The 23931-nt window shown below is 45.8% G+C and carries 22 protein-coding genes and 1 riboswitch; of the genes, 20 read left to right on the forward strand and 2 right to left on the reverse strand.

From position 1 onward, the window contains the following. Positions 1-22: 22 nt before the first annotated feature. The 6 genes from mnmG (at position 23) to thiH (ending at position 5710) form a co-directional block, all read left to right on the forward strand. Positions 23-1924, forward strand: coding sequence for a tRNA uridine-5-carboxymethylaminomethyl(34) synthesis enzyme MnmG (gene mnmG, locus HUF13_RS09685; RefSeq protein WP_173474933.1), 1902 nt, complete (start codon positions 23-25; stop codon positions 1922-1924). A 187-nt stretch (positions 1925-2111) separates the two neighbouring features. Beyond that, complete coding sequence (locus HUF13_RS09690; protein ID WP_173474934.1) at positions 2112-2417, forward strand: hypothetical protein; 306 nt, start codon at positions 2112-2114, stop codon at positions 2415-2417. A gap of 296 nt (positions 2418-2713) precedes the next feature. After that, positions 2714-2818: riboswitch (TPP riboswitch) on the forward strand. Continuing rightward, complete coding sequence (gene thiS, locus HUF13_RS09695) at positions 2809-3015, forward strand: sulfur carrier protein ThiS (RefSeq protein WP_173474935.1); 207 nt, start codon at positions 2809-2811, stop codon at positions 3013-3015. It overlaps the preceding riboswitch by 10 nt. After that, positions 3015-3659: a thiamine biosynthesis protein ThiF gene (gene thiF, locus HUF13_RS09700; protein WP_173474936.1), complete on the forward strand. Its 645-nt coding sequence runs from the start codon at positions 3015-3017 to the stop codon at positions 3657-3659. The genes thiS and thiF overlap by 1 nt, the downstream gene beginning before the upstream one ends. A gap of 16 nt (positions 3660-3675) precedes the next feature. Further along, entirely contained in the window at positions 3676-4446 is a 771-nt protein-coding gene (locus HUF13_RS09705) for a thiazole synthase (protein ID WP_173474937.1), read from the forward strand. A 1-nt stretch (position 4447) separates the two neighbouring features. Further along, the gene (gene thiH / locus HUF13_RS09710; RefSeq protein ID WP_173474938.1) at positions 4448-5710 is read left to right on the forward strand and encodes a 2-iminoacetate synthase ThiH; all 1263 of its coding nucleotides are present in this window, start codon (positions 4448-4450) and stop codon (positions 5708-5710) included. Positions 5711-5810: 100 nt separating this feature from the next. Here thiH and HUF13_RS09715 read toward each other — a convergent pair whose 3' ends face one another. Continuing rightward, a complete protein-coding gene (locus HUF13_RS09715; protein ID WP_173474939.1) occupies positions 5811-6590 on the reverse strand; it encodes a Tfp pilus assembly protein FimT/FimU in 780 nt (259 codons plus the stop codon). 171 nt (positions 6591-6761) lie between these two features. Between HUF13_RS09715 and thiE the strand changes: the two genes are divergently transcribed. From thiE to HUF13_RS09745, 6 genes are all read left to right on the forward strand, one after another. After that, a complete protein-coding gene (gene thiE / locus HUF13_RS09720; RefSeq protein ID WP_173474940.1) occupies positions 6762-7400 on the forward strand; it encodes a thiamine phosphate synthase in 639 nt (212 codons plus the stop codon). Positions 7401-7541: 141 nt separating this feature from the next. Next, entirely contained in the window at positions 7542-8366 is an 825-nt protein-coding gene (locus tag HUF13_RS09725; RefSeq protein ID WP_173474941.1) for a type III pantothenate kinase, read from the forward strand. Between the two features lie 18 nt (positions 8367-8384). Continuing rightward, on the forward strand, positions 8385-9875 hold the full coding sequence (locus HUF13_RS09730) for a hypothetical protein (RefSeq protein WP_173474942.1): 1491 nt from the start codon (positions 8385-8387) through the stop codon (positions 9873-9875). A gap of 74 nt (positions 9876-9949) precedes the next feature. Continuing rightward, positions 9950-12022 carry a nucleoside-diphosphate sugar epimerase/dehydratase gene (locus tag HUF13_RS09735; RefSeq protein WP_304039050.1) on the forward strand — a complete coding sequence of 691 codons (2073 nt, stop codon included), beginning with the start codon at positions 9950-9952 and terminating at the stop codon, positions 12020-12022. A gap of 63 nt (positions 12023-12085) precedes the next feature. Continuing rightward, a complete protein-coding gene (locus HUF13_RS09740) occupies positions 12086-14233 on the forward strand; it encodes a polysaccharide biosynthesis tyrosine autokinase (protein WP_173474943.1) in 2148 nt (715 codons plus the stop codon). Between the two features lie 17 nt (positions 14234-14250). Beyond that, positions 14251-14883 carry a sugar transferase gene (locus HUF13_RS09745; protein WP_173474944.1) on the forward strand — a complete coding sequence of 211 codons (633 nt, stop codon included), beginning with the start codon at positions 14251-14253 and terminating at the stop codon, positions 14881-14883. An 11-nt stretch (positions 14884-14894) separates the two neighbouring features. Here HUF13_RS09745 and HUF13_RS09750 read toward each other — a convergent pair whose 3' ends face one another. Then, the gene (locus HUF13_RS09750) at positions 14895-15650 is read right to left on the reverse strand and encodes a PD-(D/E)XK nuclease family transposase (RefSeq protein WP_173474945.1); all 756 of its coding nucleotides are present in this window, start codon (positions 15648-15650) and stop codon (positions 14895-14897) included. 140 nt (positions 15651-15790) lie between these two features. Here HUF13_RS09750 and HUF13_RS09755 point away from each other — a divergent pair, with 140 nt between their 5' ends. The 8 genes from HUF13_RS09755 to HUF13_RS09790 are packed head-to-tail and all read left to right on the forward strand — an operon-like array spanning position 15791 to position 23928. Continuing rightward, on the forward strand, positions 15791-16669 hold the full coding sequence (locus tag HUF13_RS09755) for an NAD-dependent epimerase/dehydratase family protein (RefSeq protein ID WP_173474946.1): 879 nt from the start codon (positions 15791-15793) through the stop codon (positions 16667-16669). A 5-nt stretch (positions 16670-16674) separates the two neighbouring features. Continuing rightward, complete coding sequence (locus tag HUF13_RS09760; RefSeq protein WP_173474947.1) at positions 16675-17889, forward strand: glycosyltransferase family 4 protein; 1215 nt, start codon at positions 16675-16677, stop codon at positions 17887-17889. A gap of 3 nt (positions 17890-17892) precedes the next feature. Next, positions 17893-19035 (forward strand): N-acetyl sugar amidotransferase, encoded by a 1143-nt coding sequence (locus tag HUF13_RS09765; RefSeq protein WP_173474948.1) that lies wholly within the window; start codon positions 17893-17895, stop codon positions 19033-19035. 2 nt (positions 19036-19037) lie between these two features. Next, the gene (gene hisH, locus HUF13_RS09770; protein WP_173474949.1) at positions 19038-19658 is read left to right on the forward strand and encodes an imidazole glycerol phosphate synthase subunit HisH; all 621 of its coding nucleotides are present in this window, start codon (positions 19038-19040) and stop codon (positions 19656-19658) included. Between the two features lie 2 nt (positions 19659-19660). After that, entirely contained in the window at positions 19661-20431 is a 771-nt protein-coding gene (locus HUF13_RS09775) for an AglZ/HisF2 family acetamidino modification protein (RefSeq protein ID WP_173474950.1), read from the forward strand. 17 nt (positions 20432-20448) lie between these two features. After that, complete coding sequence (locus tag HUF13_RS09780) at positions 20449-21618, forward strand: N-acetyl sugar amidotransferase (protein ID WP_173474951.1); 1170 nt, start codon at positions 20449-20451, stop codon at positions 21616-21618. Between the two features lie 11 nt (positions 21619-21629). After that, positions 21630-22820, forward strand: coding sequence for a glycosyltransferase (locus HUF13_RS09785; protein ID WP_304039059.1), 1191 nt, complete (start codon positions 21630-21632; stop codon positions 22818-22820). Between the two features lies 1 nt (position 22821). Then, complete coding sequence (locus HUF13_RS09790) at positions 22822-23928, forward strand: glycosyltransferase family 4 protein (RefSeq protein WP_173474953.1); 1107 nt, start codon at positions 22822-22824, stop codon at positions 23926-23928. Positions 23929-23931 lie beyond the last annotated feature (3 nt).

Consider the following 23931-nt stretch of genomic DNA (forward strand, 5'->3'; position numbering starts at 1 on the left):
CGTTATTTTTTAAATTTGGCGCATGATTATCGCAGAATTTGATGTCGTTGTTGTCGGTGGCGGTCACGCCGGAATTGAAGCAACTCATGCCGCATGGAAGATTGGTGTAAAAACCGCCATGCTTACGATGGACTTGAACGCAATTGGTCGAATGTCTTGCAATCCGGCTGTTGGTGGCGTTGCTAAAGGCCAAATCGTTCGCGACATTGATGCTTTGGGCGGCCTCATGGGGCTTTTGACAGACAAGGCTGGCATCCAGTTCCGCATGCTCAACATGAGCAAGGGTCCTGCCGTTTGGGGGCCGCGTGCGCAATGCGATATGAAGTATTACAGCGAAGTCGCTCGTGAAACGATGGAAAGTTTGCAAGGACTCACGCTGATTCAAGGCGAACTAGCTGCCTTCGAGCGCATGAACGATGGACGTTTAGAACTCACGCTCTTGAATGGCGACCGTTACATTACACGCGCGCTCGTTATTACGAGTGGAACGTTCCTCGCCTCCAAGATGTTTACCGGTCTTGAAACAAGCATCGGTGGACGAGTGGGTGAACCGAGTGCAGACAAACTTTCGGAATGCTTGGCGAAAAACGGAATTCGTTTGCGCCGCTTGAAGACTGGCACTCCGAGCCGCCTCGATCCAGATTCGATTGACTTTAACGAATGCGATGTGCAACATGGCGACGATAAGCCGTGGCCGATGAGCGACCGACATTTTGATGGTGCAACTCCCGATAAATTCTGGGGTGACCAAGCCAACAAGTTTATTCGTAATGATTGCGTTTGCTGGATTACGCGCACGAACATCAAGACGCACGATATTTTGCGCAGTGGCTTCAAAGATAGCCCGATGTTTAGCGGCCGTATTCACGGCAAGGGCCCGCGCTACTGCCCGAGTATCGAAGATAAAATCAACCGTTTTGGCGACCGCGACGGGCACCAGCTGTTCCTCGAACCGGAACAGGCTGACATCGGGCGCGTGTATATCAACGGCTTCAGCTCCAGCTTGCCAGCAGACATCCAGTTGGCTGCAATTCATACGATTCCGGGTCTTACCCGCGCTAAGGTTTTGCAAATCGGTTACGCTGTCGAATATGATTCTGTCGATGCTACTCAGCTTTATCCGACGTTCGAATGCAAGAACGTTCCCGGCATCTATTTTGCAGGTCAGGTTTGCGGCACAAGCGGTTACGAAGAAGCCGCCGGTCAGGGTCTTATGGCGGGCATCAACGCTGCTCTCAAGGTCAAGGGCGAGGAACCGTTCATTCTCGGACGTTCCGAAAGTTACCTCGGCGTAATGGTCGATGACCTTGTGAACATTTTGCTCGACGAACCGTACCGCATGTTTACGAGCCGCGCCGAATACCGCTTGTTCCTCCGCAGCGATAACGCCGAGATGCGTCTCAAGGAAAAGGCTCGTAAGATTGGCATGATTAGCGACCGCGACTGGTTTGATTGGGATCGCCGCAAGAACCTCATGGCGGACCTCAAAACGAAATTTGCAGAAACATCCGCAACGCCGGAAGAGGCAAATATCATTCTCGAAGCGGGCGGTCAGGCTCTTGCAACGGAGCGCACCCGCTGGATCAACGTGCTCCGCCGACCGGGCATCGATCCCGAAACGTTCTTCAAGGAGGCTGCTCCGGATGCCCAAATCACGCGCCGCGACCAGTGGTACATGTACGCCGAAGAGCTCTACGCTGGATTCTTTGATCGCCAGGAACGCGAAATTGACGACCAGAAGAAGATGGAAAAGGTCAAACTTTCACCGGATTTGGATTATATGTCGATTTCTGCCATTAGTATCGAGAGCCGCCAGCGCCTGAACGCGCACAAGCCGCTCACGCTTGGGCAAGCAAGCCGCGTTCCGGGCATCCGCCCCGCCGACATCACCGTCCTCGCGCATTGGCTGGAAAATAGGTCGTAGGTTTTAGGTTACAGGTTATAGGGAAATAGTCGCGGCTTCGCCGCCCTTTAAAAATTTGCGTAGCAAATGATTATTTACCCTAACCCCTAAAACCTAATACCTAACCCCTAACCTCTCACTTGCATTTTCCCAATTTTTTACTATTTTTGCGCCCGTCAACTTAAACAATTTTCCAAGAGGTATATTTATGGCAGAAGAAGCAGAAGTCAAATCCACAGAAGAAGTTAAGCCTCAGGAAACAAAATCCCAAGAAAAATCTCAAGCTAAGAAGGCTCCGTCCAAGAAAAAGCGCCCGTTCAACGGTAAGCGCAAGGGCGCTGCTCCTGCTGCAAAGAAGCCGGCTGTCTTTAGTGATTCCCTGGAAGATCGTTTCCCGAACCTCGCTGCAAAGCTCAAGAAGTCCATCGAAGATGGTATCAAGCAGAAGATCAAGGACGCTCAGAACGATCCGAAGGTCAAGGCCGCCTCTAAGAAATTTGCTAAGGATAAGTAATTTTACTTCTCAAAATTTTTTGAAATGCTCCGCAATGCCGCGGGGCATTTTTTTTATAGAATTTTAAAATATCAAAAGCGAGATTTTACTTCAAAATCAAATTGCCAAGAAATCGTATTGATAACAAAAGCGTCGGCCAAGGATGGGGAGGGTGCAGGGAGGGGCCCGTGCGGCCTTCGCAACTCCGAGCTGGGGCCCCGCCCGCATGAAGTACTTTTTTTTGATTAAAATAGAAGCATCCACTCAAGGCAGAATGCCTTATCCTAACTTGCCAAATACCCCTTCAATAGTTAATTTTATGGCGCTTACGGGAGCTCGTAAAACGGGCTGAGAGGAAGTTGAAAACTTCGACCGAACCTGATTTGGATAATGCCAACGTAGGGAGGTTCCATTGAACTCAAATCCAGTCAAAATCAACGGTGAAAACGTCACGGCAGCAGGCATGACCATTGCCGAATATTTGGCGTCCGCAAATTACGATACAAAACGCATCGCCGTTGAGCGCAATTTGGAAATCGTCCCGAAAGCAAAGTATGCTGAAGTCGTTCTTGAAGCGGGCGATGTCGTTGAAGTTGTAAACTTTGTCGGGGGCGGGTGATGACCTGCGATAAAATCCCGAGCAGGGAAGAGTTCAGACGCGCACTCGTACAAAAGCAGGGCGAAGAAATCGTTCAGAAACTAGAACAGGCCACAGTTGCCATCTGTGGTGTAGGTGGACTCGGCTCTAACGTTGCCATCAATCTTGCTCGCGCGGGCATCAAGAAGCTCATTCTCGTGGATTTTGACCGTGTTGACGTGACGAACTTGCAGCGCCAGCAGTACAAGATTTCTCAAGTCGGAACGCCTAAAGCGTTTGCTCTCGTCGAGAACTTGAAAGAAATCGCGCCGTACACAGAACTCGAAGCGTACGATGAAAAAATCACGGAAGAAAACATCGACAAGTTCGTTGCAAATGCCGATGTTGTGTGCGAAGCGTTCGACAATCCCGAAGCGAAAGCGATGCTCGTGAATGCGGTGCTTGAAAAGTATCCGCAAAAATATCTCGTCGCAGCCTCTGGAATGGCGGGCACGGACGATGCGAATTCTATCAAGACGCGCAAAATTTCAAAACATTTTTACCTTTGTGGCGATGGCAAAAGCGACGTGACTCAAGGGCTTGAGCTCCTCGCTCCACGCGTGCAGATTTGCGCAGCGCATGAGGCGCTCACGATTATCCGGATTATTGCCGGTCTAGAAGTTTAACATAAAGGACATGCAAATGAATTCTGACAAACTTGTTATTGGCGGTCATGAATTTGATTCTCGTTTTATTCTCGGTTCTGGAAAGTATTCCCTCAAGCTCATTGAAGCTGCGGTCAAGGATGCGGGCGCTCAAATTGTAACGCTTGCCGTTCGCCGTGCAAACACGAAGGAACACGAAAACATCCTCGACTACATTCCGAAAAACGTCACGCTTTTGCCGAACACATCGGGCGCCCGCAATGCCGAAGAAGCAGTCCGCATCGCAAGACTCTCCCGTGAACTTGGTTGCGGTGACTTTGTGAAAATCGAAATCATGCGCGATACCAAGTACTTGCTCCCGGACAATGCCGAAACGATCAAGGCCACCGAAACACTTGCAAAGGAAGGCTTCGTGGTGATGCCTTACATGTACCCGGATTTGAACGTGGCACGTGACCTCGTGAATGCCGGTGCTGCCGCCGTGATGCCGCTTGCATCGCCGATTGGTTCGAACAAGGGACTTTGCACAAAAGAATTTATTCAAATTTTGATTGACGAAATCGATCTCCCGATTATCGTTGATGCTGGCATCGGTAAACCGTCCGAAGCTTGTGCCGCCATGGAAATGGGCGCTGCCGCTATTATGGCAAACACCGCTCTTGCAACGGCTGGCGATCTCACACAAATGGCAACCGCATTCAAGCTGGCGATTGAAGCAGGCCGCAAGGCTTACCTCGCTGGGCTTGGTCGCGTGCTTTCCCGTGGCGCATCCGCATCTGACCCGCTCACAGGATTCTTGAGGGATTAAGATGGCTGAACGCAAAGACAACAATTACTTTTTTGATTCTGGGAATCTTTCTCCTGCGGCGCTTGAACGCAAGCACAGGATCGAAACGGATCCGTCTGTTCGCACGAACATCATGGAATACCTGCCGGGAATGGAAGTCATCCAGTCCGACATCCGCGACAAGGTTCTCGATGCATTCGAAAACTACGACGCTTCCAAATATACGGCTCGTGATGTGCAATTCGCTTTGCAGCACGACACTTGCTCTATCGAAGATTTCAAGGCTTTGCTTTCACCGGCTGCAGCGCCGTTCCTCGAACAGATGGCCGCCAAGGCAAAGATTGAGACGGGCCGCCATTTCGGCAACAACGTCTATCTCTTTACGCCGCTTTACATCGCGAACTACTGCGAAAACTACTGCGTCTATTGCGGTTTCAACTGCTACAATCACATCAAGCGCATGCAGCTAAACATGGAGCAGATTGAGCACGAGATGAAGGTCATCGCCGACAGCGGCATGGAAGAAGTCTTGTTGCTCACGGGTGAAAGCCGCGCGAAAAGCAGCGTCGAATACATCGGCGAAGCTTGCAAGCTTGCCCGCAAGTATTTCAAGCTCGTTGGCGTCGAAGTTTACCCGGTGAATGTCGATGAATACAAGTATTTGCATGAATGCGGTGTTGATTACGTGACGGTGTTCCAGGAAACATACGACCGCAAGCGTTATGAACAACTTCATTTGCTCGGTCACAAGCGCGTATTCCCTTATCGCTTTGATTCTCAGGAACGTGCCCTTATGGGCGGCATGCGTGGTTGCGGATTCTCGGCGCTTCTCGGGCTTTCGGATTTCCGCCGTGACGCCCTCGCAAGCGCTCTGCACGTTTACTACTTACAAAAGAAGTATCCGCATGCAGAAATGAGCCTCAGCTGCCCGCGTTTACGTCCAATCGTGAATAACGAAAAAATTAGCCCGCTCGACGTTCATGAACGCGAACTTTGCCAGGTGCTTTGCGCTTACCGCATCTTCCTCCCGTTCGTGGGCATCACGGTTTCGAGCCGCGAAAGCAAGGAATTCCGCAACGGTATCGTGAAAATTGCCGCAACGAAAGTTTCTGCTGGCGTTTCAACGGGTATCGGCGACCACGAGAGCAAGTACAGCGGTCACGATGACGGGGAAGGCGGCGACGAACAGTTCGAAATCAACGATGGTCGCAGCATCGACAAAATGTACGCTGACATGAGCGGCGAAGGCATGCAGCCTGTGCTGAACGACTACCTGTACGTATAACGTGCACAGATTTCTCTTGCCATAGAGTACGATTTTTCGATTGAAACTATACAGAAAGCTCCGGATTTGATCCGGAGCTTTTTGTTCTTTAACAACCAATCTATTTCTTTCTCTTTGCACAACCTTTGCGGCCGTAGGTCGAGAAGCAAGTTCCATAATCAGACATGTATGCCGAGTTCCACTCGCCTTCGTTTGGAATAATGAATACTTCTACGGAATAGCCGGGATTATCTACATCAGACCAACGGATACTTAACGTATAACGGGTGTTGTCATTAATTTTTCCAGCATTAAGGGCTTTGCTTTGGAATAGCGTTCTCTTAGGTGCTGTTCTGTAGTATGTGGTGCTGCCTTTTTGCCATGGAATAGAGGTGTACGTTTCGCCTCCATTTTTGTAATTACCAACTCCTTTAAGTCTGTCGGCGATAATATCGGCGACTCCATCGAAGTTAGCTTCTTTCAAGGCTGTATAGAATGTTCCGTCTTCGCCAATCATTTCGCTAATATTGTTGGAATTATTAGCGCTATTATGGCTTCCCTGAACGTTTATGGAAAGCTTACCATGTAACTCGATTACGAATAGTGTTGCGCCTTGTTTTGATGAAAGACCGTTATTCAGTTTTCTCAAAAGTTCTTTTTTCTTATCGGCACTCTGCTTTTGGGTTGGGTCGTAGTGCGACATGGCATCGCTATCCTCAATAAGCGCTAAATTGATTGAGTTTCTGAGGTCATACAGTTTCATCAGGTCGATTTTTTCACGAGCCTTTTCACCGGCACCGAACATCTTCGGCATTGCCACGGTGGAAAGAATACTCATAATAGCGAGGACCACCATAAGCTCCATGAGGGTGATACCCCTCTTTGAATTTACAGTTTTCATAATATCGCTCCGTTTTTAGGATTCTTAATCCTTGTTACATAAAGATATATAACTATATATATTTTGGAAAGATAATTGTGATAAAAATGTAAATTTTGTGCAGTTTTTCACAATTTTTAAACTATAAAATGCTCTATTCCAAAGCAGAGCAATATTTTCTACCTTTAAAACATGAAAAATCTTGATACAACGCTCTATTTTATTACCGATAGTACAAGTGTACCTGAGGATCGTTTTTTGCCAACGGTTGAGGCCGCATGTAAGGGTGGGGCGACCCTCATCCAGCTCCGCGAAAAGAACCGCTCGACACGTGAATACATGGAACTTGCAACTGCAACGCACGAAGTTACGAAATGTTATGGAATCCCGCTGATTATCGATGACCGTGTTGACGTCGCTCTGGCCATCGGGGCCGAAGGTGTGCATGTGGGGCAGACGGACATGCCAGTGGCGGTGGCTCGCCAGCTGATGGGTGCAGATAAAATAATAGGTGCGACGACAAAAACGGTTCCGCAGGCACTTGAAGCTTACGAGCAGGGTGCCGATTATCTGGGCGTGGGCGCGATTTATCCGACGACGACAAAGGTGGTTACGATCCTTACGAGTGTCGATACGCTCAAGGCGATTGTAAAAGCCGTGCCTATCAAGGTGAATGCTATCGGTGGGCTCAATAAGGATAATATCGATGTGCTTAATGGCTCCGGAATTTCAGGCATTTGCGCTGTTTCTGCAATTATGAAGGCCGCAGATCCAGAACGCGCCACAAGAGAATTGAAGCAAGCGTTCTTGAAATTAGTGGTTGGTGGTTAGGATTACAATAGGAACGTTCCTTTTACGATCCTGTTTACTAACCACTTAAAACATCCCTGCTTACTAACCACTTCCTACTTCCTACCGTCTACTTCCGACTTCCTACTTCCAACTTCCTACTATTTACTATCTTTCTCCGCGATGAAAAAGAATTTAAAGAACTCTTTGTCGTTCGTTGTTGATGTGGGAAACTCCCATACAGTTCTTGGAATTTTCAAGGGTGACAAGGTTGTTGACCATTGGAGACTCACGACCCGCAAGGAAACCACTTCGGACGAAGTGATGAATCGCGTAGGCGGTCTCATTCATTTTTCGAAAATCAAGCCGGAATCGGTGACGCATGTTGGGCTTTCGACCGTGGTGCCTTCGCTTGAACGCCCGTGGGTCAAGGCTTTGCAGACGCTCCTCAAGCGCCCTGTGCAAGTGGTGAGTTCTACGAACTGCCTCAATTGCCCGATTGCATACCCGAACCCGAGTACGCTTGGAGCAGACCGTCTTTGCAATATTATTGCGCTCAAGGAACGCGGCTACTCTGATGCAATTGTTATCGATATGGGCACCGCCACGACTTTTGACGTAATGAAGGATGGCGGATTTGCCGGCGGTATCATCATTCCTGGCATTAGCGCTAGCCTCGATGTGCTTACCGAAAAAGCGGCTCGCCTTTTGCCGGTTAGCATTGAATGGCCTAAGCACCTTATTGCAAACAACACTGACGATGCCATTCGCGCAGGCCTCTTGTTCGGATTCATGGCCGAACTCGAAACGCTCGTTGCAAAAATCAAGCAGGAAATGGGTAAGAAGGATGTTCCTGTTTTTGCAACTGGCGGTTGGGGTAGAACCATCGTCGGGCATACAAAAATTATTGATACTTACGATCCATATTTAACGTTGGACGGAGTCCGTCTTGTTGCGCTTCGCGGAGATTCCGCTGCCGAAGTCATCGACAAGGACGCCGAAGAATAATTTATTCGAGAGGGGAGAATGAGGGCATTTTTTGCAGGTCTTGCTTTAGCAACAGCAGTTTTTGCCGAGAGTGGTTTTTCTACAGTCGTCGGTTCCGAGCGAACCCGCAATTTGCGCGGCCTTGAATACGCTCCAATGCTTTTGGAATACCATCGCCAAACGCTGGGCGAGGGGCGCCATTTCTTTACTTACCCGCGCCGCGATACGACATTTCGCAAGAATTTTTACAAGAATCACAAGAATTCGATGGCGTTCTTTGAAAGCGACAGCAATTCTTCCCATAAATTCGCTATTGCTGTATCTCCGATACTTGGTATAGAATATAAATCCTCAACCGTGATTGGCGATACGATTTGGCCTGCGATTGATGGCGGGCTTTATGTTCGCGGCTATGCGGATTCCCTCGATTTTGATCTTGATGCGCGAATTTATTCTGAGGGTCATTCAGCAAAAAAGCCCAAGAGTTACGACTACGAAGTTTTCGACGTGCAGTCCAAGGATCGAGGCGATGGGGGAATTGATTATGTGAGCTTTGCCCGTTACCGCGCACACCTTGCTTTAAACTACGCGTGGGCGCGCCTCCAGCTTGCTCGCGATGTTTTGCACTGGGGCCCAGGCTACTACAACAATCTTTCGCTGAACCAGTTTGCGCTTCCGTACAACATGCTTTCGCTAGACCTGACGTTTGGCCCTTTGCGAATCTATAGTGTATATGCTGACCTTCGCGTAAATTCTTGGAGCTACAGCAAAGATAATTTGAACGAACGCAATTTTTACGCGCATCGCTATGAAGTCGCTCTTAAGCATGTGACTTTCGGAATCTCGGAATTGCAAGTCCTTTATAACGAAAATAAACCTTGGCTTTTTGTGCCAATCGCTCCGCTTTTTATTGAAAAGGGGAATTATACGGAACGAGTCAACAATGGTGCCGTGGCCTTTGATTTTAACGTGCAACTGTTTAAAATGGCGCGCGTCTATGGTGAATTCTTTTTAGATGATATGGAATCGCCGTATGCGGTTTACGAAAATCGTTACAGCAACAACCGTTGGGCCGCGATGTTTGGCTTCCAAGTCGCTCACGATATGGAAGTAAAAGGCAAAGTGCTTCAACTCGGAACTATAGCCGAAATAGCCCGCGTAGAACCGTTTACGTATTGCCATTACGATACAGCCCAGGCGCAAATAGCACACTTGGGGCACCCTCTAGGAAACCCGAACGGTCCGAATTCTCTTGCTATCGACTGGACCGTTTATAGCCGGCTTTTATGGAGTCCCTGGACCGATATTTTCTTGGGAATCCATAACAAATGGCTTTGGAAAGGCAAGGATTACGGGAGCGACATAGACGACCCTTACAAGACGGTTCGAAAAAAATTTATCGAAAAAGCCCCGTTGCAATACACTATTTCGCCCTCGCTTAGCTATAACGGGCAATATGCTTCTTTTGAATTAGAGCTGATTTTTGGAAAAAATAGTGTTTTTTTTGTTAACACTACCTTCCATTGGTAGCATATTGTAACTATATTGTAAATTACAGAATGCTTATTGTAAGCTTTTCTGAGTAAAAAAATAGGTGTTTAAACATGTCTAAAGTGATGGGACTGTTCGCAAATTTTAGGATTCGTAAACGAGTTTTGGCATTTGCTGATGCATTTATCGTTGTTGTTGCGGGGTTGTTCGCGAACTTTCCGCTACCTCTATATGCAACGGCAATTGACCGAGCCGACCAGTTTGCGATTTTCTTTTTGAGCATCATCATGTGCTTTAGCGCGTTACAGTTCTTTGGCTCATATAACAAGCTTTGGCGCTACCTCAACCGTTATGATTTTTTGAGCTGTGTAAAAGGAATTTTTTCGGGTCTTATCGTTACGCACTTTTTCTTCTATTTGGTACGTGGAACATTGCATTGGGAGTTTGCCCTTGTGCAAGCGTGCATTGCTAGCTTTGGGGCATGCCTCTTCCGCTATATGTTCCGCAATACATTTATTTCTCTTGTAGAATTGGGCCACCGCGACGCATTAAAGAAACGCACCATGATTATCGGAGCGGGGAAGGCAACCGCGCTCTTGCTTAACGAAATTAAGAATAGTTCGTTGGATGCCGAAAAGGGACTTGCAACATCGGTTGCCGCAAGGATCAACCCCGTTTGCCTCATTGATGATGACCGTGAAAAAATCGGAAAACCGTTTGAGGGTGTATTGGTGGCAGGTTCTACAAACGATATCCCGAAAATTGCCAAGCACGAAAAAATAGAACAAATTATATTCTCAATCCCGAGTTGTCCGCCCAAAGACCGCCAGACGATCATGGATGCGTGCGGTAAGACTGGACTTCCGGTGAAGGTTATTCCTTTTGTCGGATCCCTTTTAGATACCTCTCAAATCGGAGACGGTGCGACTAGTTACGCTACTCAAATTCGAGACATTAAGGTTGAAGACCTGCTTGGCCGTGAACCAATCAAGTTCGACAATAAAGATATTCGAGCCTACATTGAGAATAAAGTATGTATGGTAACCGGCGGTGGTGGTAGTATCGGTAGTGAACTAGTTCGGCAAATAGCGAAATACAACCCTAAGCAAATTATCATTGTCGATATTTACGAAAACAACGCTTACGATATTCAGCAAGAACTTGTAATGGAATACGGAAACTCATTGAACCTAGTGACGCTTATCGCTAGTGTCCGTGACTATTTCCGCATGAACAAGATCTACAAGACTTATCATCCAGATGTGGTGTTCCACGCAGCGGCGCACAAGCATGTGCCACTTATGGAAAACAACCCGATGGAAGCGATAAAAAATAACGTTGTCGGAACGTTCAACGTAGCGACCCTTGCCATGTTCAATAACGTCAAGAAGTTCGTGATGATCAGCACGGATAAGGCGGTGAACCCGACAAATGTCATGGGAGCATCCAAGCGTTGTTGCGAAATGATTGTGCGCTTCATGTCCATGTGCAAAGATAGCAGTACAGAATTTGTCGTCACGCGTTTTGGCAATGTCCTGGGTTCTAACGGCAGCGTGATTCCTCTGTTTAAGCGTCAAATTGAACAAGGCAAGCCGGTTACCGTTACGCATCCCGAAATTATCCGCTACTTCATGACAATTCCAGAAGCCGTTAGCCTTGTGCTCGAAGCGGCAAGTATTGCGCATGGCGGCGAAATTTTTGTGCTAGACATGGGCATGCCAGTGAAAATCGTAACGCTTGCCGAAAACTTGATCCGTATGTACGGCAAGGTGCCTTATAAGGACGTGCCCATCAAGTTCACGGGACTGCGCCCTGGCGAAAAAATCAAGGAAGAACTTTTGATGAACGAAGAAGGCTTGAAAAAGACAAAGAACAAGCTGATCTTTATCGGAAAGCAAATCGATATCGATACATCCAAGTTTATTAACGAGCTGTGGAAACTCAAGTGCGCCGCATCCGAAAATAATGATGAAGTCGCCATTCGTGCATTACACGCTATTGTTCCTTCGTTCACAACTCCAGAAAAATTCAATAAAACCGTTCTGGAAAAATCGGAATCAAAGAAGGCCTGGGGATTCAAAAAGAAATCGCCAACGCTCAAAGTTGTACCTGATGAAACCCTCGTTGACGATATACCGTGCATGGTACCCAATAGCCATGTGGAATATGTTCCGTTGGTACATTAATAAAATGCCTTCTGAAAATAATTTAAACGTAATATTCTATCAAAAAAGAATTAATTTTATAACATGGTAGAAAAAGAAGAACAAAAGGTTATAAATCAAACCGCTATTCAAATCCCCCAGAATGTAAATACCATTACATTGCTTGAGGCTTTGCAAATTCTTTGGAATAAAAAATTTATTTTGCTGTTGTTCCTTGTAGTCGGTGCTGCTGTTGGCTTTACTATTGCCAATTGGTTACGCCCGCAGTACACAAGCGACATCTTATTGCAAATCGATGTCAAGGGTGGCAAGGCCGGAAAGGCGATGGGTGAGATGGGTGCCCTCTTGGATGTGGCAAGCCCCGCCGATGCCGAAATTGAACTCCTCAAGAGCCGCATGGTATTGAGCTATGTTGTAGAAACGGAACACCTTTGCTTTAATGCCGTTCCTGTAGGAATTGGCGACCGCTTTAGGCATAAAGAAGGTCGCATGGACCTCGATTCCCTTTATATTCCAGAAATGGCGCGCTCCGAAAAATGGATGGCGAAAGCTACGGGATATGAAACTTATGATGTCATTGCTCCCGATGGTCGCGTTTTGTTGCAGGGCAAAGTGGGGGAGATGTTTAGGGCTCCGTATGGTGGTGATACCCTCAATATCCATGTTTCCCAAATGCTAACAGAACCGGATCAGTTGTTTAGACTTTCTCAGTCGGATGACTTGGCGGCAATATTAGCTTTGAAAAACGGACTTAAAGTTACAGAAAAAGGCAAGCAGACTGGAATTATCGAAGCGAGTTACAATCATCGCTATCCCGATAGGGCGGCTTCAATCATGAATACAATTGCAAAGACTTACTTGCGCCAGAATGTTGAAATGCGCAGTGCCGAAGCCGCCAAGACTCTTGAATTCTTGGAAAAGCAGTTGCCCGCAGTGAAGAAAAAACTGGATAGCACAGAGAAAATCTTGGCCGATTACCGCTATAGCATTGGATCTGTGGACATGACCGGTGAAACGCAGGCTCACTTGGAAAAAGAACGCGAATTGCAAAAGCAGTTGCTGGACTTGGAACAGCAGCGTCAGGCCGCCATGCGCTTGTTTAAGGAAGAACACCCGAATGTCCAAACAATTGTCAAGCAGCAAAATAGACTTAGGTTCGAAATATCCAAGCTCAAGAAGAATGCAGAAAAAATGCCCTTGACGCAACAGGAAGTTTTGCGCCTGAAAGAAGACGTTGCCGTGAACAACGAAGTTTACACGGAAATGCTGAACAAAGTCCAGCAATTGCGGGTCGTCCGCGCCGGCGAAGTCGGAAACGTGCGTATCGTCGATATGGCTCGAATCAACCGTTTACCGAGCAAACCGAAAAAAATGAACATCATCATTTGCTCTACGGCCGCTTCGTTTATGCTTGGGGTTTTGCTTGTATTCTTTATGCGAATGATGCGTAACGGAGTTCGTAGCGTCTCTGAAATTGAACGCGAAACGAATACCAGTGTGATAGCAAGAGTTCCCGAAAATGGCGACAAGAACGTGATGCACAAGTACACGAAAAACCGAAAACCGTTTGTTGTACAATATCCGGATAATACGGTTAGTGAGTCCATCCGTTCTATCCTCACCGCGATTGATTTTTCGTACATCATGAACAAGGAGCATCAAGTTATCATGGTGGCGGGGATTATTCCGAATGCGGGCAAGAGCTTTATTTCGACAAACCTTGCTGCAGCGTATGCGCTTGTTGGCAAGAAAGTCCTTTACATCGATGCCGATATGCGTAAGGGATCATGCCGTTTTTCAAAAATTGGCTTGACCGATGTCTTGATGGGCAAGAAGACTTTTGAAGAAGCCGTTTATAGGGGGGTCGAAGTCGATGGACTTGATGTTCTCGAAGCCGGAAAATTCAAGATGGTTGCCTTTGAACTATTGCGAGGCGATAAACTCCAGAAACTTCTGGATGAACTCCGCCCGAAATACGACTTGATCATTATTGATACCCCGCCGACCGGCCTTGTTGCCGATGCCTACATGATTTACCCGCTAGTCGATTTGGCGCTTGTTGTTCTGTATTACGGTCTCCATTCCATGGATGCCATTAAGGAATCGTTGCAGAACCTAGATCGCTATGGCGATAAGCCGAAGGCTTTTGTACTGAACCATTGCGATAGTCATGATAGTCACTATGGTTATTATGGGTACTACGGATACTATGGTGAAAAGTCTAAGAAATAGGAACTAATTTTTTTCTGATGTACAAGCATTTCTTCAAGCGTTTTATCGATATTGTTCTTTCGGGCTTTGGCATTCTGGTGCTTGCTTTCCCGATGCTCGTCATTGCTATTGCCATCAAGCTCGATAGCAAGGGCCCCGTGCTGTTCAAGCAGAAACGCGTTGGCCTGCACAAGACGCATTTTTACATCTACAAGTTCCGTACCATGCGCACCGACACGCCCAAGGACGCCCCGACGCACGAACTGAGCGACCCCAAGAAGTGGATTACTAAGGTGGGCGGCTTCCTCCGCAAGACCAGCCTCGATGAACTCCCGCAGATGTTCAACATATTTGAAGGTACCATGAGCATTATCGGCCCGCGTCCGGCATTGTGGAACCAGTACGACCTGATTGAAGAACGCGATAAGTACGGCGCGAACGACGTGCCCGTGGGCCTGACCGGCTGGGCGCAGATTAACGGCCGCGACGAACTCGAAATTCCCGTGAAGGCGGCCTTTGACGGCGAATACGTAAAGCGCCAAAGCTTCTTGTTTGATTGTAAATGCTTCTTTGGCACATTCATTAGCGTGCTTAAGAGCGATGGCGTCGTGGAAGGCGGCACCGGCGAAATGCACCGCGAACAGCGTAAATCGCAATTGGGAGGCCTGTAATGTTGGCCAATCTATTGCTTAAATCCAAGCATTTCTTTGGAATATCCGGAAGCTTTGACTGCATCGTCTATAGTAATTTTTCCTGCATCAATCAAAGCCCCAAGAAGTTTGATATTGGCTTTGACAACAGCGCTTGCCAATCGCGTTTGGTATTCTTCGTCACGTTTCATAGCGTTACCCTGCCTTGCCAAAAGTTTGTTGTCTGCTTTGTCCACCCGAATTCGTTCAAGAGCGTCTCTGATGATTCTATTACCAAAGTCGGGAACTATGTTGTCCGTGCCCGCATGATTCATCAAGTAAAGCCAAGCGTCCAAATGGGAATGCACTTCTTTTTCGGACTTCCTGAAGTTTGGCAGGCTAATCATAATATACTTATTTTTGCTGAAAATTGGAATGATGCTACCGTTTTTTACGGAGTTGCGACTGAAAATACTCCATTCGTCGACATATTCATCTCCGATTCCAGGCAGTTCAAAATCGCATATCCAAATAGAAATGGTTTCCGGGAGTTCGTAACGTCTTGTTTCACGTTCAGCTTCGAGCAAAGCCTTAAACGTTTCAGAATTATCCAATTCAATTTTGCCTTTGATTACCAGCGCTGCATTGTAGAGTACAGTGCGATCAATAAAAAATTCATGCTTCCACTTTTGCATTTCGATATTCAAGAAACGTCCGGAATTGGTGGTAATAAAAACGTCGAAAAGTTCTTTGAATGCGGGATCGTATTTGGGATCGAGATAAGTTTTTCCTTGAAACTTTTTGGTCATAAAAATACCTTCATCAGTTTTTTCGCCCGCAAATCTACAACAAAAAATTTGAGAAAAGTAAAACCTTGCAAATTTTGCAAACAAACGTTAGCAAATAACATCATTTTGCAAACTGTTGTTGATACGTATGCGGAGGTCGCATGATCCGCATCCTCATCACAGGCGCGAACAGCTATATCGGCACTTCCTTTGCGAATTACCTCGCTCAACCCGAATTTGCGGGCAAGTACCAGGTGGATACCCTCGACATGATTGGTGACGCTTGGCGCAGTTTTGATTTTAGCCCATACGATACCGTTTACCATGTGGCGGGAATCGCCCATAGCGACAACGGCAAGATTAGCGATGAACGCGCAAAACTCTACTACGCGGTAAACACCGACTTGACCGTAGAATGCGCCAAGAAGGCGAAAGACGCCGGCGTAAAGCAGTTCATATTTATGAGCAGTGCCATCGTGTACGGCGACAGCGCCCCCATTGGCAAGGAAAAGCTGATTACTCGCGACACCCCCGTGAACCCTGCCAACTGCTACGGCGACAGCAAGGTGCAGGCCGAAAACGGCATCCGCCCGCTGGACTGCGACACCTTCAAAGTGGTAATCCTCCGCCCGCCCATGATATTCGGCAAGAACAGCAAGGGCAACTACCCGCTGCTCAGCAAGCTGGCCCGCAAACTCCCCGTGTTCCCGAAGGTCGAGAACAAGCGCAGCATGCTCTACATCGGGAACCTGGTGGAATTCGTGCGCCTGATGATTGAAAACGGCGAACACGGCACCTTCTGGCCGCAGAACCCGCAGTACAGCAACACCAGCGAGGTCATCTCGCTCATTGCCAACGCTCACAACAAGCGTTGTATGCTTATCCCCGGATTTGGCTGGGCGCTGAAACTATTGAGCCACGCCACCGGCCTCGTGAACAAGGCGTTTGGCAACTTGGCCTACGACCAATCCATGAGCGTGTATAAGGAACCTTATCAGAAATTCAGCCTACAAGAGGCTATTGAAAGGACGGAGACGTAACCTACATGTCCCGCATTCTTGTCATAAGCCAATACTTTTATCCGGAGCAGTTCCGGATTAATGACATGTGTCAAGAATGGGTTAAACGTGGTCACAAAGTCACCGTCGTTACAGGAATCCCCAACTACCCGCAAGGTGAATTTTACAAAGGCTACGGCTGGTTCAAGAATCGTCACGAGACATGGAATGGTGTAGAAATTATCCGTTTACCGCTTATCGCTCGCGGGCAAGGTTCCATTCGACTCGCGCTCAATTACTTGAGTTTCGTGGTGAGCGGGTTCTTTTGGTCGCATTTTACGGGACTCAAGGCAGATTACGTGTTTACCTTTGAAGTTTCTCCCATGACCCAGGCCTTGCTTGGAGTGTGGTTTGCTAAGCGCCGTAAAGTTCCGAATTACCTGTACGTGCAAGACCTTTGGCCTGAAAATGTTGAAATCGTGACCGGAATCCACAGTAAGGCGGTGCTCGGCCCTATCAGTCGCATGGTCAACTACATTTACAAGCGTTGCGATGCGATTTTCGCCACAAGCCCGAGTTTTGTAATCGACATCCAAAAACATTGTCCCGGTCAGGAACAGAAAGTCCACTACCTCCCGCAATACGCCGAAGACTTCTACAAACCAGCCACCACTCGTCATCCTGAGGAGTGTAACGACGAAGGATCCAGTAAAGTTTTCAAAATCGCTTTCACCGGTAACATCGGCAAAGCGCAGGGCCTCGAAATCCTCCCGAAAACGGCATCCCTCCTTAAAGGCAAGGCTAATGTGAACTTCACCATCGTGGGTGATGGCCGTAACAAGGCGGAACTTATCAAGCAGATTGAACAGAATGATGTTGGCGACATGTTTACCATGGTCGACCGCCAACCCGCCGAAAAAATCCCAGCGATACTTGCCAAATGCGATGCCGCGTTTATCTCGTTCATGGATACGCCTCTGTTTGCAAAAACTATTCCTGCAAAGCTACAATCTTACATGGCTTGTGGAATGCCCATTGTGGCAAGCGCCTGCGGAGAGACTGAGCGCATTGTGTGCGAGGCAAATTGTGGTGTGTGTGCGCCCATTGGCGATGCAGAAGCTTTGGCGCAAGCTATTCTCGGTTTAATCAATAACCCAGCTCTACCTCAAATGGGTAAAAATGCTGTTGAATATTCCAAGGTCCATTTCAGCAAGGCAAAACTGATGGACGAATTGGAAGAATATTTTGGTGTAACGAGGTAATGAATGGGTGAAATAAGAAAATATCAACGATGCACCCAGTGCGTAATGGATACGACTGATTCCAAGATCGTATTCGATGAAAATGGCGTTTGCGATCATTGCCGGAATTTCGAGAAAAACATCAAGCCATTTTGGAAACCGCAAGAAAATCATTTTGACGAACTAGAAAAAATCGCCGCCCAAATTCGCAAAGCTGGCGAAGGTCATGACTATGATTGCATTTTGGGGCTTTCCGGTGGCGCAGACAGTTCTTACCTCGCATACGTCGCCAAAGAGATAATGCATTTAAGGCCTTTGGTGTTCGTTGTCGATACCGGCTGGAACTTAAATGTTGCAGTTGAAAATATCGAAAAGATTGTTAAGGGTCTGAACCTCGACATGTATACTGAGGTGGTCAATTGGAAAGAAATGGCTGACTTGCAACTTTCTTTCTTCAAGGCTTCTATTTCATCTTGTGATCATCCGCAGGACCATGCTATTTTTGCTGCCCTGTACAATTATGCCGTAAAGCACAAGATAAAATACGTTTTGACAGGTTCCAACAGTGCAACGGAATTCATTCGTCCACCTGTAGAATGGATTTATATGAATGATTCCGTTATGCTTAAGGATATCCATAAGCGATTTGGCAAAGTTCCCCTGAAAACATATCCATTATGTGGAATGTTGAAATATCGAATTCTTTATCGTTATTTCTACGGCATGAAGCGCGTGTTCCCGTTGGATTATGTCGTTTACGACAAAGAAAAGGCTATGGAGCTTTTGCACGAAAAATACGGATGGACTAAGTATGAGAACAAACATTACGAAAATGTGTTCACCCGTTTCTTTGAAGGGTACTATCTTCCGCATAAATTTGGCTTTGATACAAGAAAGAATGTTTGCTCCACGCAAATTTTAACAGGGACAATGACCAGGGACGAGGCGTTGCGCGTTTTAGAAAAACCGCCTTACGACCCGGAACAGATGGAACTTGACAAAGAATATGTTGCAAAGAAAATGGGCATAACGGCAGCTGAATTCGACAAGATTATAGCTCAACCAAACAAGACTCCGGCTGACTACAAGAACCAAATGTGGATTATAAAGTTGGGTGTTTTTTTGTCTAAACTTTTGGGCTCTGAAAACAGGAATTTGAGGGTCTAAGGATGATTGCTATACTCAACTATGGTCTTGGAAACCTTGGCTCCATCGCCAACATGCTCAAGGTTATTGGTGAAAAATCAAAAATAACCAGCAGTAATGATGAAATCAATGCGGCTGATGGACTGATCCTTCCTGGAGTTGGAGCGTTCGATGCAGGAATGCAAAAACTCAATGAAACGGGGCTTGCCCAAGTTGTTAAAGATTTTGCGGCAACGGGCCGCCCAATTTTGGGCATTTGCCTTGGCATGCAACTATTAGGCAAAAAAAGCGAAGAAGGGACACTCCCTGGGCTTGGCCTAATTCCGTTTGAATGCGTACGGTTCAATTTCGCTAGTGACTCGGAACTTAAGATTCCGCACATGGGTTGGGATATCGTTGATTTCAAGCAACACCACTCGTTGCTCAACAATCTGCAGGGTACACAAAGATATTACTTTATCCATTCTTTCCACGCCGTATGTGACCATGCCGAAAATGTATTGATGACATGCGATTATGGCTATGAATTTGCGGCGTCTGTCGTCAATGGTAATGTAATCGGGGTTCAGTTTCATCCAGAAAAAAGCCATGATTTTGGACTTGCTCTTTTTAGAAACTTTGTCGATATGTGCAGGAGGAATTAACTGTGTTTACAAGACCTAGAATTATCCCCACTTTGCTCATTGACGACAGAGACTTGATAAAGACTGTCCAGTTTGGGAAGCGAACATACCTTGGTGATCCGGTGAATGCCGTAAAGATATTCAATCGCAAGGGAATTGATGAACTCTCAATTTTGGATATTGGAGCAACAAAGAATGGCCGGGAGCCCGACTACGAACTTCTGAAGGATATCGCTAGTGAAGCGTTTATGCCACTCAGCTACGGCGGTGGCATTCAGACTGTAGAACAAATCCGTAATTTGCTCGCGATTGGTTACGAAAAGGTTGTTATCAACACAGGACTAATCCGTAATCCGGAACTTGTCCGACTGGCTGCAATTCAGTTTGGTTGCCAAAGCATAGTAGCATCTGTCGATGCCAAGAAAGTAGATGGTGCATACAAGTGCTTTATTGCTGATGGATCTGAAAAAGTTGATATGGAACCAGTTGCCTTGGCGAAACGCGCCGAAGAACTTGGTGCTGGAGAAATCATCATCAACTCAATCGATAATGACGGAATGATGGCTGGTTATGATATAAACCTTGTGCAAAGCATCGCTAGTGCGGTCAAGGTCCCAGTAATTGCCATTGGTGGTGCTGGTGGAATAAGTGATTTGCAAAAGGTTCTGCACCAAGGACATGCCCATGCAGCAGCTGGCGGAAGTATGTTCGTCTATTATGGCAAATTAAAAGCTGTGCTGATAACAGCACCTAGTGAAAAAGAATTGACAGATGCAGGCATCTATAAAAATTGAAGGAGCCATGGTTGACGATGAATTACCCCGTAATTAAATCAAAGTCTGAAAGACCTTATCAAATTTGCAAGTGCTGTGTTATGGACACCAGCGACGAGGACATTGTTTTCGATGAAAACGGCATCTGCATGCGTTGCAAGGAATACAAGGAACGCATCGAACCAGAATGGAATCACGGCAAAGGTCATGAAAAACAACTTCAGAATTTAATCCAGGCAATCAAGGATAGTGGTAAGGGCAAGGAATACGACTGTATCCTTGGTCTTTCGGGTGGACTCGACAGCTCTTATATGCTGCACCTTGCCGTTAAAGAATGGGGACTGCGTCCGTTCGTATTCCACATCGATGCTGGCTGGAACCTTCCCGTTGCCGAAGAGAATATCAAGCGACTTACTGACAAACTTGGCGTCAAGCTCCATGTCGATAAGATGGACTGGAACGAAATGCGCGAAATGCAACTCGCTTGGTTCCGTACGGGCCTCGAAATGCTCGATGCTCCGCAAGACCATGCATTTATTTCGCTGATTGACAAATATTCGCAGAAACTTGGTGTCAAGTACATTCTGAACGGTTACAACATCTGTACCGAAATTGTTGCTGATCCGGCTTCCTGGGAAAAGGGGGCGGGTCCCACTGGTGATGGTACTTACATCAGAGATGTCATCAAGAAATACTGCAAGATTCCTATAAAGAACTATACCTTCACAAGTGGGTTTAAGCACAAGTTTGTACTTCCGTATTTGAAGGGTGTAAAAACCATCAAGCCGCTGAACCTTGTGGAATTCACCAAGGAATCGATGATAAAGACCCTTTCTGACGAATACGGCTATGTGCCGTATGGCCAGAAACATTTTGAAGATCTGATTACCAAATTTTTGGAAGGATGGTGGCAACCGACCCGATTCGGCCACGATATCAGAAGGGCGCAGCTGAGCAGCCTTGTTGTTACGGGACAATTGGATAGACTCAAGGCTTTGGAAATTTTAGAACAGCCACCTTTGAGCGAAGCTGAAAGCAAGGAACTTTTCAAGGAAGTCGCAAGGCGACTCGAAATTAGCGAAGATGAACTCACCAAGTTCCATGAAATGCCTGCATGTACCGAAAAATTTAAAAGCCAGGAAAGACTCTACAATTTTGGAATAAGGCTGTACGAATTACTTGGGCTGGAAAAGAGAATCAGGAAATAATCGAATTCGCAATTGAGCATAAGATGGAAAACTATATAATTCTACCCAAAACAGCAGACCAAACGCTATTGGCTAAATACTACTCGTTAGCCGATGTGTTTACCATTTGCTCTAAGCGCGAAAATTTCCCGACAACTTGCGTTGAGGCTCAATGTTGTGGAACGCCTGTGGTTGGTTTTGATACTGGTGGAACAAAAGAAACATCTATCGAATCTCAGGATGATTTTGTACGCTACGGCGATATTGACGCCCTTGCAGAAAAAACGATGTGTAAATTATGCGGTAATTCAAAAGATATTGCTGAAAAAGCCCAAAAGGAATATTCCAAGGAAACCATGTCCAAACGGTACATGGAAACATACGACCGTGGAGGCCGAAAAAAAAGAGTCTTGCTGATTGATGTCAACTGCAAGGGGTCGTCTACAGGGAAGATTGTTTACGATTTGTACACAAACTTGCGAGCTGATGGACGATCCGCTGCGATTTGCTATGGTCGTGGAAAAAACATTGAAGAAGAAAACATATACAAATTTGGTCTGGATTGGGAAACGAATATTCATGCGGGGCTTTCTCGTATTACGGGGTACAACGGATATTTCTCGTATTTTTCGACCCGAAGGCTAATAGACTATATCGAACAATTCAAGCCCGACTTAATTCACATTCATGAGCTTCATGCTTATTTTGTAAACATCAAACCGCTTATCGAATATATCAAGTCTAGAAATATTCCTGTAGTATGGACATTCCATTGTGAATACATGTATACAGGCAAATGTGGACATGCGTATGAATGTAGAAATTACCAAAATAAATGCGGCAACTGCCCCGCTGTAAAAGATTATCCCAAGAGCTTGTGGCTTGATAAGACCAGGCAAATGCTTGAAATGAAAAAGAATTTGCTCGGTGATTGGAACTTTACGATTATCACCCCGTCGCAGTGGTTAGCAGACAGGGTAAAGACATCTTTTTTGAAAGATAAAAAAATTAATGTCATTCACAATGGGATTGATACAAGAGTATTTCATCCTGTTGACGCAAATGAATTGAGAAAGGAACTAAAAATTTCCGAAGATTGTAAGGTTGTTCTTGCAGTCGCCCCAAACATCATGTCGGAGAGTAAAGGCGGAAAGTGGATATTACAACTTGCTGAAAAAATGAAAATCGAAAATGTCTTCTTTGTACTCGTGGGGAAACTGTAATATGGATATTTTGTTTTTTTCCAACATTCCTTCTCCATATTCTATAGCTTATATAAACGAGTTGGGAAAATTAGCAAATGTTATTGCTGTATACGAAAAACAATCTTTTAAACATCGAGATTCGAGCTGGAAGTCTTTTTCAGCTCCAAATGTGAAAAAAATAGTTATAATGAAGGGACTGCCTCTGGGCAGAATATATAAAATATCTTTTGAACCTATTTTTCAAATTTGGAAACATAGGAATTCAAGGATAATTATCGCAAATCCTTTAACTCCTTGTGGAATTCTATCCATTTTTTTCTGCAAGTTGTTGCGAATCCCCTTTATCATTCAAAGCGAAGGTGGGCTTGCAAAAAACGGCAAAGGTCTAAAGGAACATTTCAAGAAAATAGTGATGCGAGGAGCCTCCTTGTATCTAAGTGGAATGAATCCGAAACATGATTACTTTTTAGCATATGGGGCAACTACAGAAAAAATAAAACAGTATCCGTTTTCTTCGTTATATAAAAAGGATTTTCCTAACAGATTATTAAATCAAAAAGAAAAATGCATTTTACGAACCGAATTAGGAATAGAAGAAAAAAATGTTGTTCTTTTCGTTGGACAATTTATTTATAGAAAAGGTGTTGATGTTTTGTTGAATGCGTTGTCCATAACTCATTCCGAAGTTGGTCTATATTTGATTGGCGGAAAAGAAACTCAAGAATATCGTGATATTATTGACCAATTTGGCTTGAAAAACATTCATTTTATGGAATATATTGAATTAAACTCTTTGAAAAAATATTATAGGGCTGCAGATTTTTTCGTTTTGCCAACGAGAGAAGACACTTGGGGACTAGTAATAAATGAAGCCATGACTTATGGTTTGCCTATTATTACGACAGATAAATGTGTTGCTGGTCTTGAATTAATCGATGATGGAATAAATGGTTTTTTGGTTCCTGCCGAAAATACAAATGCTCTTGTAGAAAAAATCGATTTACTTCTTGACAATCCAAATTTATGTAACAAGATGGCTTTGAATAATTTTGAAAAAATAAAAGATTATAGCTATGAAAATATGGCACATGTAATATACAATTATTTGAACAATTTTAATACATAGGGT

The organism is Fibrobacter succinogenes (assembly GCF_902779965.1).
GTDB lineage: Bacteria > Fibrobacterota > Fibrobacteria > Fibrobacterales > Fibrobacteraceae > Fibrobacter > Fibrobacter succinogenes_F.

Coding starts and splice junctions, on each gene's coding strand:
- thiF (WP_173474936.1), top strand. CDS start 3,015: ATGACCTGCGATAAAATCCCGAGCAGGGAAGAGTTCAGACGCGCACTC.
- HUF13_RS09780 (WP_173474951.1), top strand. CDS start 20,449: ATGAATTACCCCGTAATTAAATCAAAGTCTGAAAGACCTTATCAAATT.
- HUF13_RS09730 (WP_173474942.1), top strand. CDS start 8,385: ATGAGGGCATTTTTTGCAGGTCTTGCTTTAGCAACAGCAGTTTTTGCC.
- hisH (WP_173474949.1), top strand. CDS start 19,038: ATGATTGCTATACTCAACTATGGTCTTGGAAACCTTGGCTCCATCGCC.
- thiH (WP_173474938.1), top strand. CDS start 4,448: ATGGCTGAACGCAAAGACAACAATTACTTTTTTGATTCTGGGAATCTT.
- thiE (WP_173474940.1), top strand. CDS start 6,762: ATGAAAAATCTTGATACAACGCTCTATTTTATTACCGATAGTACAAGT.
- HUF13_RS09755 (WP_173474946.1), top strand. CDS start 15,791: ATGATCCGCATCCTCATCACAGGCGCGAACAGCTATATCGGCACTTCC.
- HUF13_RS09725 (WP_173474941.1), top strand. CDS start 7,542: ATGAAAAAGAATTTAAAGAACTCTTTGTCGTTCGTTGTTGATGTGGGA.
- HUF13_RS09790 (WP_173474953.1), top strand. CDS start 22,822: ATGGATATTTTGTTTTTTTCCAACATTCCTTCTCCATATTCTATAGCT.
- mnmG (WP_173474933.1), top strand. CDS start 23: ATGATTATCGCAGAATTTGATGTCGTTGTTGTCGGTGGCGGTCACGCC.
- HUF13_RS09745 (WP_173474944.1), top strand. CDS start 14,251: ATGTACAAGCATTTCTTCAAGCGTTTTATCGATATTGTTCTTTCGGGC.
- HUF13_RS09765 (WP_173474948.1), top strand. CDS start 17,893: ATGGGTGAAATAAGAAAATATCAACGATGCACCCAGTGCGTAATGGAT.
- HUF13_RS09690 (WP_173474934.1), top strand. CDS start 2,112: ATGGCAGAAGAAGCAGAAGTCAAATCCACAGAAGAAGTTAAGCCTCAG.
- HUF13_RS09715 (WP_173474939.1), bottom strand. CDS start 6,590: ATGAAAACTGTAAATTCAAAGAGGGGTATCACCCTCATGGAGCTTATG.
- HUF13_RS09705 (WP_173474937.1), top strand. CDS start 3,676: ATGAATTCTGACAAACTTGTTATTGGCGGTCATGAATTTGATTCTCGT.
- HUF13_RS09760 (WP_173474947.1), top strand. CDS start 16,675: ATGTCCCGCATTCTTGTCATAAGCCAATACTTTTATCCGGAGCAGTTC.
- HUF13_RS09740 (WP_173474943.1), top strand. CDS start 12,086: ATGGTAGAAAAAGAAGAACAAAAGGTTATAAATCAAACCGCTATTCAA.
- HUF13_RS09735 (WP_304039050.1), top strand. CDS start 9,950: ATGTCTAAAGTGATGGGACTGTTCGCAAATTTTAGGATTCGTAAACGA.
- HUF13_RS09750 (WP_173474945.1), bottom strand. CDS start 15,650: ATGACCAAAAAGTTTCAAGGAAAAACTTATCTCGATCCCAAATACGAT.